Raw genomic sequence first — 12,795 nt, forward strand, 5'->3', positions numbered from 1 at the left:
TACGATTTATTACGAAAAACTAAAATCAAAAATTGATTCCCAAGCTTCTTCTACTCCAGTTTTATTAACCGATGAAAAGATGATAAAGGTATCTGATTTATCAAAATCCAACTTCTTCTTAATCATGGATTCGTGCTTGTTCCATTTCCCTCTTGGAATTTTATCAGCTTTGGTCGCAACTAAGATAACAGGAATCTCGTAATATTTTAAAAATTCATACATTTGAACATCATCTGCTGAGGGTTCATGACGAAGATCGACCAGGCTGACAACAGCTCTTAAATTCTCTCTAGTTGTCAGATATTCTTCGATCATCTTGCCCCATTTTTCGCGTTCTTTTTTGGAGACACGTGCATAACCATAGCCAGGTACATCGACAAAACGAAGTTTGTCATCGATATTGAAAAAGTTCAACAATTGTGTTTTTCCTGGTTTGCCAGATGTACGGGCCAAATTTTTGCGATTCAGCATGGTATTAATAAAAGAAGACTTGCCGACATTTGATCGACCGGCAAGTGCGACTTCTGGGATATCATCTTGAGGATAATGACTTTTATTAGTAGCGCTCAACAAGATATCTGCATTATGAGTATTTACTTTCATAGAATTTCTTTCTAGGCAGTTTCTAAAATTGGTTTTTCAGTTCCCTTAACAGCTTCTTTAGTGATGCGAACCAGTTTGACGTCTTCTTGACTTGGAACTTCAAACATGACATCCAACATGGTTTCTTCGATGATAGAGCGTAATCCACGAGCACCTGTCTTGCGTTCAATAGCCTTACTTGCAATTTCTTCAAGCGCTTCGTCATCAAATTCTAATTCAACATCATCAAAGGATAAGAGAGCTTGGTATTGTTTCACCAAGGCATTTCTTGGTTCTTTCAAAATACGGACCAGATCTTCAACTGTCAGTTGCTCCAAAGCAGCAAGAACTGGAAGACGACCAATTAACTCAGGAATAATACCGAATTTTTGGATATCTTCTGCAATGATTTCTTGCATATAAGAGCTGGATTCATCAATGGCTTTGTTGTTTTGGCCAAATCCGATAATTTTTTCACCTAGACGTTGCTTAACAATTTCTTCAATCCCATCAAAGGCTCCACCTACGATGAAAAGAATGTTTTTGGTGTCGACTTGGATCATCTCTTGTTGTGGATGCTTGCGTCCTCCTTGAGGTGGCACGCTGGCAACAGTTCCCTCGATGATCTTCAAGAGGGCTTGCTGTACCCCTTCACCAGACACATCACGGGTGATAGAGACATTCTCGCTCTTCTTGGCAATCTTATCGATTTCATCAACATAGATGATGCCTCGCTCTGCACGTTCAATATTGAAGTCAGCTGCTTGCAACAGCTTAAGAAGGATGTTCTCAACGTCTTCTCCGACGTAACCAGCTTCTGTCAAGGCTGTTGCATCGGCGATAGCAAATGGTACGTTTAAGCTCTTAGCAAGCGTTTGAGCCAAGAAAGTTTTTCCGGAGCCTGTAGGACCGACCATCAAAATGTTTGATTTTTGTAGATCTACATCGTTGTCTTCTTCACGATTTTCGTGGAAGTTAATCCGTTTGTAGTGATTGTAGACAGCTACTGCTAGCGCTCGTTTAGCACGATCCTGACCGATGACATAGTGGTTAAGGATATTGAGGAGTTCGATTGGTTTTGGAACTTCTGAAAGGTCTGACAAGACTTCCTCAGCAAGTTCTTCTCGAATGATTTCTTGAGCTAACTCAACACATTCATTACAGATAAAGGCATTGTTCCCAGCGATAATCTTCTGTACTTCGTCTTGGTTTTTCCCGCAGAAGGAACAATAAACCATCATATCGTTTGATTGATTTGTAGGCATTTTCTTCTCCCGATTCTAAAGTCTGTTTGTAATTTATCTAAATAAAGTCATATAAAAGGCGTGAATAGAATTCACAAGATTAGTAAAGGCATTTAACAAGAAGAGCGTAGCTAAGCCATAGCGCTTTTTCCGAAAGGTCTGGGAAGCACATACTAGGCAAATCACGCATAAAACAGCTGTAAAAAAGCCAAAAATACTACGTTCCATGAACTAGTCTTCCTTTCTTTCAAAATGTCTAATGGTAAAGTCGTAAGGGTTTTTTTCATCTTTTTCGATTGTCCGCTCGTCTAGTAAGCGAAACTGATCCCACTGGAAGTCTTCTGGGAAGTAAGTATCACCTTCCAATTCGGCATCGATGACAGTCTGATAGAGCTCCTCTAGATAAGGCTCGAAAAGACGAATGACCTTCTCACCACCGATAATAAAGAGCGACAAATCCTGATCCTTATACCAGTTGAAAACGTCCTCAACTGAGGTTTTTAACAAAACTTTTTCATTCTCTACATCATATTTGTCATCTCTAGAGAGAATGATATTGGTCCGATTTGGGAGGACGCGTTTGTTTAAACCTTCGTAGGTAACTCTTCCCATGAGAATCGCATGGCCTGTAGTCGTTTGTTTAAAGTGCTGCAATTCAGCTGGCAAATGCCAAGGCATCACCTGGTCCTTGCCGATTACCCCATTCTTTGTCTGAGCCCAAATACCAATTACTTTCTTACTCATTTTTACATCCTTTACACTGATACTTCTATTTTATCAAATTTTTCAAGAAAAGACTGTTTCCAACTATTGCTTCCTTGAGCAAAACTTCTTATTTTTTCCGTCAAAAAAACCGCGATTTCTCGCGGTTTTAATGAGGCAAATCCTAGATCTTAGTCTTCTTTTTTGCGTTTAGCAAGTCCAAATAATGAGAGACCTGTCAAAGCGCTAAGAATAGCAAGACCAGTTTTTGAACTTTCCTCTGTACCAGTTTCAGGAAGAACTGCTGTTTCATCAGATGGATTGATGAATTTAGTTTCCTTAGTTTCTGGAACTGGTTTTGGATCTGGTGTTGGAACTGGATCCGGAGTTGGTGCCGGTGTTGGAACCGGTGTTGGAGTTGGTGTAGGAACCGGAGTAGGTGTTGGGGTTGGAGTTGGTGTAGGAACTGGTGTTGGTGTCACCGTCTTCTTGTAGATGTGTTGAGTATTACCGTTCTCATCTACAATTGTCTTCACAAACTCGTAACCTGGAATATCTTTCTTCGGTTGCTCACCATCTTCTGTTGGATAACCAGGAATTGGATTTCCATTTTCATCTACGTGTGAAGTTGTAACTTTCTCGTAGACGTGCTCTGTATCACCGTTTGGTAATTTCTTCGTTTCAACGAAGCGGTAACCTGGAATTTCAGCTTTTGGTTGTTCACCATCAACTGTAGGATATCCTGGGATTTCTTTGCCTTCTTTGTCAACAAACTTAGTCACAGGAAGAACAGTTGGAGTGTAAGTTGCAGAAGCTTTCGTTCCGTTTACGTCTTCACGAACAACTGTCACTGATGGTGCTTCACCAACAAATTCTGGTTCTGGTGTGAAAGTTACTGTACCATCTGGTGCCACAGTGTAAGTACCAACACCTTTAATTGTCTTAGTTGTTGAACCATCTTCAAATGTTGCTGGAACTTCATCATTCATTGGAACATTTGGATTACCAGGAGTAAAGGTTGGTTTTCCTGTTTGGGTTTGTCCCTTGTTACCAATTGAAGTTACTGATTCTGCAGTTGGAGTCACAGGAGTTACTGTTGGTGTGTAGGTTGCAGATGCTTTTGTTCCGTTCTTATCTTCACGAACTACTGTTACTGCTGGTGCAGTTCCGACGAATGATTTCTCAGGTACGAATGTAACTGTTCCGTCTGGAGCTACTGTGTAAGTACCAACACCTTCAACTGTCTTAGTTGTAGAACCATCATCAAATGTTGCTGGAACTTCATCGTTCATAGGCACACGGCTGTCACCTTCTGTGAAGCTTGGTTTACCTGTTTGAGTAGCACCTTGTACATCAGTAGATGTAGCTGGTTCAGCTGTTGGAGTCACAGGAGTTACTGTTGGTGTGTACTTAGCTGTAACTGGAGTACCGTTCTTATCAACACGTTTAACTGTTACGCCTGTACCTGTTCCTGTGAATGATTTTTCTGGCACGAAGGTTACAGTTCCATCTGGAGCTACCGTGTAAGTTCCTTCTCCTGGAATTGTCTTCGTAGTTGAGCCATCTTCAAAGGTTGCTGGCACATCATCATCCATTGGCACACTTGGGTTACCAGGTGTGAAGCTTGGTGTACCTGTTTGGGTTTGACCTTGGATGTCTGTAGATGTTGCAGGTTCAGCTGTTGGAGTCACAGGAGTTACTGTTGGTGTGTAGGTTGCAGTAACTGGAGTACCGTTCTTATCAACACGTTTAACTGTTACACCTGTACCTGTTCCTGTGAATGATTTTTCTGGTACGAAAGTAACTGTTCCATCTGGTGCTACTGTGTAAGTTCCTTCTCCTGGAATTGTCTTCGTAGTTGAACCATCTTCAAAGGTTGCTGGAACTTCATCATCCATTGGGATTGCAGGGTTACCAGGTGTGAAGCTTGGTGTACCTGTTTGTGTTTTACCTTGGATATCTGTAGATGTTGCAGGATCAGCAGTTGGAACAACTGGAGTAATCTTAGGAGTGTAGGTTGTTTCAGCTGGAGTGCCGTTTGCATCCTTGGCTTGAACCTTAACTGGAACGACTTCACCTGAGTATGATTTATCAGTTGGTGTGAAGGTTACAACACCTGTTTCCTTATCAACTGTGAAAGTACCGATTTCTTTACCTTCTGGAGATTTAGCAACGACTGATTCAGCTGGTTGACCATTTTCATCAAGAAGAGTAATAGTATCCTTGTCGATTGGTGCTACTGGATCACCTTCTGTGAAGGTTACAGTTCCTGTTTGTACCACACCTTGAGGAGCTTCTGATTCAGCTGGTGTTGCTTCTGGTGTTACCGGAGTTACAGTTGGTGTGTATTTAGCTGTAACTGGAGTACCGTTCTTATCAACACGTTTAACTGTTACGCCTGTACCTGTTCCTGTGAATGATTTTTCCGGTACGAAAGTTACAGTTCCATCTGGAGCAACAGTGTAAGTTCCTTCTCCTTCAACTGTCTTAGTTGTTGAGCCATCTTCAAAGGTTGCAGGTGTATCATCGTCCATTGGGACGTTTTCATTACCTGGTGTGAAGGTTGGTTTACCAGTTTGGGTTTGACCTTGTTTGTCAGTTGAAGTTGCATCTTCTGCTGTTGGTGTTACAGGAGTTACAGTTGGTGTGTAGGTTGCAGATGCTTTTGTTCCGTTCTTATCTTCGCGGACGACTGTCACGGCTGGTGCAGTTCCTACGAATGATTTTTCTGGTACGAAAGTAACTGTTCCATCTGCTGCTACTGTGTAAGTACCAACGCCTTCAACAGTCTTAGTTGTAGAACCGTCGTCGAATGTTGCTGGAACATCTTCGTTGATTGGTACACGACTGTCACCTGCAGTAAATTCAGGTTTACCTGTTTGTGTAGCACCTTGAATGTCTGTTGTTTCTGCTGGTGTAGCAGTTGGTGTAACAGGAGTTACAGTTGGTGTGTATGTTGCAGAAGCTTTTGTTCCATTCTTATCTTCGCGGACAACTGTCACGGCTGGTGCAGTTCCTACGAAAGATTTTTCTGGAACAAATGTTACTGTTCCGTCTGCGGCTACTGTGAAAGTACCAACGCCTTCAACAGTCTTAGTTGTAGAACCGTCGTCGAATTTTGCTGGAACATCTTCGTTGATTGGTACACGGCTGTCACCTGCAGTAAATTCAGGTTTACCTGTTTGTGTAGCACCTTGAATATCTGTTGTTTCAGCTGGTGTTGCAGTTGGTTTAACCGGAGTTACTGTTGGTGTGTAGGTTGCAGAAGCTTTTGTTCCATTCTTATCTTCGCGGACAACTGTCACGGCTGGTGCAGTTCCTACGAAAGATTTCTCTGGAACAAATGTTACTGTTCCATCTGGGGCTACTGTGTAAGTACCAACTCCTTCAACTGTCTTAGTTGTTGAACCATCATCAAACGTTGCTGGAACATCTTCTTTGATTGGAACGGTCTTTTCAACACCATTAACTTCAACTGTTCCACCCTTGAATTCAGGTTTACCTGTTTGTGTTGCACCTTGAATATCTGTTGTTTCAGCTGGTGTTGCTGTTGGTGTTACTCCTACAACTGTTGGTGTGTATGTCGCAGAAGCTTTTGTTCCGTTCTTATCTTCGCGGACAACTGTCACTGCTGGTGCAGTTCCTACAAAGTTTGGTTCTGGAACGAATGTTACTGTACCATCTGCTGCAACTGTAAATTTACCAACTCCCTCAACTGTCTTAGTTGTTGAGCCGTCGTCAAACGTTGCTGGAACATCTTCGTTGATTGGAACGGTCTTTTCAACACCATTAACTTCAACTGTTCCACCCTTGAATTCAGGTTTACCTGTTTGAGTAGCACCTTGGATGTCTTTTGTTTCTGCTGGTGTTGCTGTTGGTGTTACTCCTACAACAGTTGGTGTGTATGTCGCAGAAGCTTTTGTTCCATTCTTATCTTCACGAACAACTGTAACTGCTGGTGCAGTTCCTACAAAGTTTGGTTCTGGAACGAATGTTACTGTACCGTCTGCTGCTACTGTGAAAGTACCAACGCCTTCAACAGTCTTAGTTGTAGAACCGTCGTCGAATGTTGCTGGAACATCTTCGTTGATTGGAACGGTCTTTTCAACACCATTAACTTCAACTGTACCACCCTTGAATTCAGGTTTACCTGTTTGAGTAGCACCTTGGATGTCTTTTGTTTCTGCTGGTGTTGCTGTTGGTGTTACTCCTACAACTGTTGGTGTGTATGTCGCAGAAGCTTTTGTTCCGTTCTTATCTTCGCGGACAACTGTCACGGCTGGTGCAGTTCCTACGAATGATTTTTCTGGAACAAATGTTACTGTTCCATCTGGGGCTACTGTGAAAGTACCAACGCCTTCAACTGTCTTAGTTGTTGATCCATCGTCAAATGTTGCTGGAACATCTTCGTTGATTGGAACGGTCTTTTCAACACCATTAACTTCAACTGTACCACCCTTGAATTCAGGTTTACCTGTTTGAGTAGCACCTTGGATGTCTTTTGTTTCTGCTGGTGTTGCTGTTGGTGTTACTCCTACAACTGTTGGAGTGTACTTAGCTGTAGCAGTCTTAATGTACTCTTTTTGAACCTTACCATCTTTATTGCGACCAACTGGCGCTGACAAGGTAACTTCCACACCTTTGGCTGTACCAGTAAAGCTTGGTTCTGGAGTGAAGGTTACTTCACCTGTTGTAGGATTAATGGTGTATGTTCCTTCCCCTTCAACTGTTACAGATGGCGCATCAGTAGTAAGACCTGTAGCTGGGTCAACCAACTTAGCAGGGTATTCTGCACTTGGAGTAATCGCAATCTTATCGCCATTTAAGTTAGTAGCAGTTGTGTTAAAGGTTGGTGTTTCTTTTTGAGTTGCACCTTGAATATCAGTCGATGTCTTGTCAACCCCTTCGATTTCAATCGGAGTAACTGTTGGGATGTAAAGACCATCCATGGTATTCAACTGACCATTAATGTTTGGTTCTTTGTCTGGGAATTTTGATGACCAACCCGTATCGTAACCATTGTTATCTACACGACGGATAGAGATACCATCTGCAGTTCCTAGGAAGTTATCTTCTGGGATAAACTCAACATCTACATCTTTACCTTTAGCAGTAATCTTGTACTTACCTTGTCCTTGAACGACGTAGTAACCGTCTGCGTCAAGGGTTGCTCGGTTGCCATCTTTGTCAACGATGTATGGTTCTACTGTCTCGTCGATGACTGCATGAGAGTTAGGTTCATACTTGTGCTCTCCACGCGCTGTAAAGGTTACAGTTGCTGTTTGTTTAGTAGCTTGAGGACCAGAAGTTTCCTTGAATTCCCCTTTAGGTGGGTGGGTGATTTGAGTCTTGAAGTCTTCTACTTCCCCTGAAAAGGCCATACCCGTTGGACTTTCAATCTCAGTAGCTTTCTTAGCAATACGGACACGAGCACCAAGTTCGTTGACGCTAGGATCGACGTAAGTCTTGCTGTTTGCAAAGGTCAACTCAACAGTGCCATCTTGTGTGATTGTAGCGAGATTTGAGCGTTCATCCTCATCGAATTTACCATTTTGGTTAAAGTCTACCCAACCATAGATATGTGCTTCTGAAGCTCCATCCAAATGGGCTTGAACTGACATCTTGTAGTTCCCTGGACGTGTACGGTCCATCTTGATCATCTCATTGGTTGTCCCTTTGAGTTCATCTGGAAGCAATTGGTTAATTCCTTCATCGGCCGTAGTTGCCTTATCATCACCGAACCAGTCAAGAGTCGTATTCTCATCCATATCAGGACTCACGTTACCAAGATACGGTTGATTTACTTTAGCTCCAGTAACACCGTCTACAGTCGCAATGGTATGAACTGCCTTACCATATGACTCAGGAGCATCCCCTTCATCAAGTGGGAAAAATCCCAGCATAGCAGACTGCTTACCACCAGAAGCGATATAAAGACCGATTTCAGAGGCACCACGCGTCATTACAAGTGGGACTCCAACAAGACCTTGAGAAATATTTGGTCCAAATACTCCAGTTCCTAGTCCACCAGTTACTTGATCAGGATTTCCAAAGTACTTCCATGCAATTGGTTTTTTGTCTGGACCAGTTTGAGTAGAATTACGAAGTTGATTCAGGTTGGTTGTGTAGAATGAAATTCCATCAATAGTAGTTTTAGGGGTTTTTCCAAAGAGATTATCTGTATCTTGTGGAATATAAGTTACAGTATTTGGTTTCCCATTTTTCTTCCATTCTCCAAGGTGTTGCCAACCTTCTCCATTGGTCGTGAACATAACAAATTCACCTGGGTTAGCAGACTCCCCATCTGCCATAACGATAGCGGGTTTGACTGTTTTTCCACGGAAGGTTGCAGAGATTTCAAACTGAACCCCGATATTTCCACCATTCAGTGATGAACCCATGGTTGTTTTCTTAGATTTGGTATCGATGTTTTCCTGTTTAATTTCAGTCCAACCATTTTGAGCATCGGCGATAACTTTTGCTTCTTCTCCATTGTTAAAAGCCAACTTAGAAGCATTTGAACTAGATCCACTTACATAACCGTTTTTCGCATCTGGATCATAGGTTGCTTTCTCTTCTGCTGTAGCACCTTGATCTTCCATCCGTTTCTTATAGATCTCAGTCGCTTGGAATGGTTTCAAAGATTTGACTTTGATAGTTACCACATATCCAGGCATAATTTCCTTGGTGTAGGTAGCCCCAACTTGAAGTGCTAATTTCTCTTCTAAGTTCTTAGTTGGTTCAACTTCACTTTTAGGAACTAATGTTGTAGTAGCTCCTGTCCAGTTAGCTACGTCTCCAAAGTCCAACCATGAGATTTGGCTAGTCAAAGATTTTGCATCAAGATCTGTTGTAAAGCCTGGTTTTTCAACTTTTGGAGTTGAAGTTGCGTCTTCAACGTCATCCCCGATCAAGCTTTCGTCATTTGCGTCACCAAGAGCACGACGAGTACGGCCACTTCGCTTACCACCAGATGTTTCTGCAGTCACAGCAGGTTTTTCTGTAGTTGGTGCTTCGACACCTGCAGCCACTTCTTTTTTCTTATCTGTTGCAGTTGCTTCTGTACCCTTGTTGTTAGGGTTTGTTGAAGCTTCTGTTGCTGCAGGAGTTGCTGCTGGTTTTTCTTCAGTCGTAGCTGCAGTTGTTGGTTCAGTAGTTGTTGTTGGTGTTGCACCTGCTGGAGTTACTGGTGCTTCAGCATTGTAAGTAGTAGCTGAAGTTGAAGCTTCACTTGTTGTAGTGGGTGCTTCAGTTGTCGTAGAAGCAGCAGCTTCTGTTGTTGTAGCAGGTTGAGCCCCTTCTTCTGTTGCCTTTGCAACAGTTGCTGGGTTCTCTACGTTTTCTTCGGCTGCTACGCTAGATGCTGTACCAACCATAACGAGTGTTCCTAAAAGGACAGAGCAAACTCCGACATTCAATTTACGAATCGAAAATCTGCTAATGCGATCATTAAATAAATCTTTGCCCATATTTTCCTCCATAATTTTTTACAATTAATAAGCTAATTTATTGGCCTATATTTTAAACCCTATATATTCTATCAGATTAGTTAAAAATATCAAAGTGAAATGACTCAAAAAACTAATCATTTTTAAAATTTTTGATGATATTACTAATCATTAAATTTAAATAATAGGAAGTATGGTTCATTTTTATGAAAAAATTAAACCTTCTTCCTATCTATATAGTGATTTTTTGTTTAAAGCCTAAATAGCCAAATCAAACTTCAATTGAGGTTTGACTGGATCATAATCTTCCAAAACAAAGTCCTCGTCTTTAATCTCAAAGAAATTGGTGCCATCTGGTACATTCAATACCAAACGAGGCTGGCAATCAGATGGCTCGCGCCGAAGTAATTCTTCTGCCTGTTCGAATTGGTTATCATAGATGTGAAGGTTGTTGATAAAGTAAAAGAACTTGCCAACCTTCCAGCCAAAGTGCTTGGCAATCATCATCTGAAGAGCCACATATTGCATGGCATTGATATGGTGCGCTACCAACATGTCATTCGAACGTTGGGTCAAGGTCGCATCCAGATAGATTTCCCCATCGACACGACGAACATCAAACATGGTTTGAAAAGCACAAGGTAAGAGTCCTTCACTCTCCTCAAAGGCTTGGTAGTCCCAGAGAGAAATGATATTGCGACGATTCCAGGGATTGGCTTCTAGCTGTTTGAGAATTTTGTTGATGATGTCGTGCTTTTTAACGACCGCACCATAGCGCTCACCAATTGTTCCCGTATCTCCTACTTCCCAGTCATTCCAGTAATGAACTTGGTACTTGTCGTTTAGGAGTTCCAGACTGTTGGACTGGTCCTGATAAATCCAGAGCATCTCCTTGATAGCCGACTTAATGGCGATAGGACGAAGCGTCGTAATAGGAAACTCGCCTTTGGCTAGATCAAATTCCATAAAAGCCCCAGTAATGTACTTGGAATTGGCAGTTGTACCATCCTTGTACCTAGGCCGAGCCTGCTCAGACCAGACGCCTTCTTCCATAATTCTTCGAATATTTTCTTTAAAAAGGATATCTGCTTTTGTCATTCATTCTCCTTAAATACTTTAATACTTTCATTATAACATAGGATAAATAAAAAGAGTTCTAAATGATTCAATTTAGAACTCTTTTTGTATGATTCTATTGTAGGACAAGTGACGCAGCTCCAATAACTCCTGCATCATTTCCAAGATTAGCAAGCACCAGTTGGGTTGAAGTACGAACTTGTGGGAAAGTATTTTCATCAAAGACTTTTTGAACCCCATCCAAGAGGAATTGACCTGCTGCTGATACACCACCACCGATGACGATGTTTGCTGGGTTCAAAACACTTGCGATGTTGGCACAAGCAATACCCAAGTATTGAGAGAAATGACGGTAGACAATCAAGGCCAAATCATCCCCATCTTTAGCCAAATCAAAGACAGTCTTAGCTGTGACTTCTTCTCCATCGTCAATCAAGCGTTTCAACTCCGCATCTCCTGCATATTCATCTGCATAGCGACGAGTCAAATTGACAATACCAGTTGCTGAAGCTACTGTTTCCAAGCAACCTTTCTTACCACAGGTACAATCAAATGGACGATCGAAGTCTACTGTGATATGGCCAAGTTCACCAGCTACACCACCAGCACCGTGCAAAAGTTTTCCTTCCGCCACGATACCGCCACCAACACCTGTACCAAGTGTCATGAAGACGACGTCTGGTTGATTTTCGCCAGCACCTTTCCAACGTTCACCAAGGGCAGCAACGTTAGCGTCATTGTCGATGAAGAAAGGAATTCCCAAGGCAGACTCAATATCTTTCTTGATTGGCTGAAGAGTCTTCCAGTTAAGGTTGTAGGCCCCGATAACCGTTCCTTCGAAGCGATCAACTGCACCAGGTGACCCCATTCCGATTCCTATGAAATCTTCTGCTGAAAGGTTTAATAGTTCCAAGCGATGTTGAATGGAAGCGATGATATCAGGAACGATGTGGCTTCCTTCGTCGAGGATGTTGGTCTTGATAGACCACTTTTCTTGAATTTCACCTTCTTGCGTCAAAATGGCAAATTTGACAGATGTTCCACCTAAGTCAATACCAATAATTTTTTTGGACATTATACACTCCTTTGTTCCTATTCTCTTGACACTAGTATACCAAAATGTGAAAAGGGTTTCAATCATTTTTCAAGAATTCTCTCAATTTCATTTGCAAAAAATATCCTGTCTGCAAAAACACAGACAGGATTTCTTTACTCTTCGTTATGAAGTTTTAAAAAGAGTCTCAGAGATTGTACGCCAATGACAAAGAAGAATAATCCTAAAATATGTAATAAGAAGATACTAATAGATAAAGGACTGACGATGAGAAACAATCCTGTAAACAGTTGAATAAGCCCCCAAAAAGTAAACTTCTTAGATAATTCTTCAGATCGTTTGGAAAGATAGTGAGCCTTCCGCAAACTTAAGGCAGACTTATATAAGAGCCAAATTCCAAGTGTCATCGGAAAGACAATCGGCAAGGTCTTGTAGCCATAGAGCAAAAGATAGACTGCAAAGACCAGTGAAACCGCACTTTGGAACAAATAGGGATCTGACAAGGTCGCTTGGGTCCGTAGACGGTAGTAACGTGACAAACGCGAAACTGAAATCAAGAAAAAGCCCAGTGAAATCAACCAGCTAAAGGTGGCAATCTTTTCGATTGGATTTACAAAGAGAATAAATCCAATGCCACAAAATAAAAATGATGACAATAATAGACTGTATTTACTAATATGCTGCATTC

General features: G+C 41.8%; 7 protein-coding genes. All 7 read right to left on the bottom strand.

Annotated elements, in window-relative coordinates:
- Window positions 1-9: 9 nt before the first annotated feature.
- Window positions 10-603 (bottom strand): ribosome biogenesis GTP-binding protein YihA/YsxC, encoded by a 594-nt coding sequence (gene yihA, locus DW738_RS02825; RefSeq protein WP_123160269.1) that lies wholly within the window; start codon window positions 601-603, stop codon window positions 10-12.
- An 11-nt stretch (window positions 604-614) separates the two neighbouring features.
- Window positions 615-1,847, bottom strand: a complete 1,233-nt coding sequence (clpX, locus tag DW738_RS02830) for an ATP-dependent Clp protease ATP-binding subunit ClpX (protein ID WP_123160270.1) — start codon at window positions 1,845-1,847, stop codon at window positions 615-617.
- Window positions 1,848-2,057: 210 nt separating this feature from the next.
- Window positions 2,058-2,570, bottom strand: coding sequence for a dihydrofolate reductase (locus tag DW738_RS02840; protein ID WP_123159160.1), 513 nt, complete (start codon window positions 2,568-2,570; stop codon window positions 2,058-2,060).
- A gap of 149 nt (window positions 2,571-2,719) precedes the next feature.
- The gene (locus DW738_RS02845) at window positions 2,720-9,997 is read right to left on the bottom strand and encodes a CshA/CshB family fibrillar adhesin-related protein (RefSeq protein WP_123160271.1); all 7,278 of its coding nucleotides are present in this window, start codon (window positions 9,995-9,997) and stop codon (window positions 2,720-2,722) included.
- A 237-nt stretch (window positions 9,998-10,234) separates the two neighbouring features.
- Window positions 10,235-11,074 (bottom strand): thymidylate synthase, encoded by an 840-nt coding sequence (locus tag DW738_RS02850; protein ID WP_123160272.1) that lies wholly within the window; start codon window positions 11,072-11,074, stop codon window positions 10,235-10,237.
- 94 nt (window positions 11,075-11,168) lie between these two features.
- Entirely contained in the window at window positions 11,169-12,128 is a 960-nt protein-coding gene (locus tag DW738_RS02855; protein WP_117744290.1) for an ROK family glucokinase, read from the bottom strand.
- A gap of 134 nt (window positions 12,129-12,262) precedes the next feature.
- Window positions 12,263-12,793 carry a DUF308 domain-containing protein gene (locus DW738_RS02860; protein ID WP_123160273.1) on the bottom strand — a complete coding sequence of 177 codons (531 nt, stop codon included), beginning with the start codon at window positions 12,791-12,793 and terminating at the stop codon, window positions 12,263-12,265.
- Between the last annotated feature and the right edge of the window lie 2 nt (window positions 12,794-12,795).

The sequence above is a fragment of the Streptococcus sp. AM28-20 genome (assembly GCF_003603595.1).
GTDB classification, from domain to species: Bacteria; Bacillota; Bacilli; order Lactobacillales; family Streptococcaceae; genus Streptococcus; species Streptococcus ilei.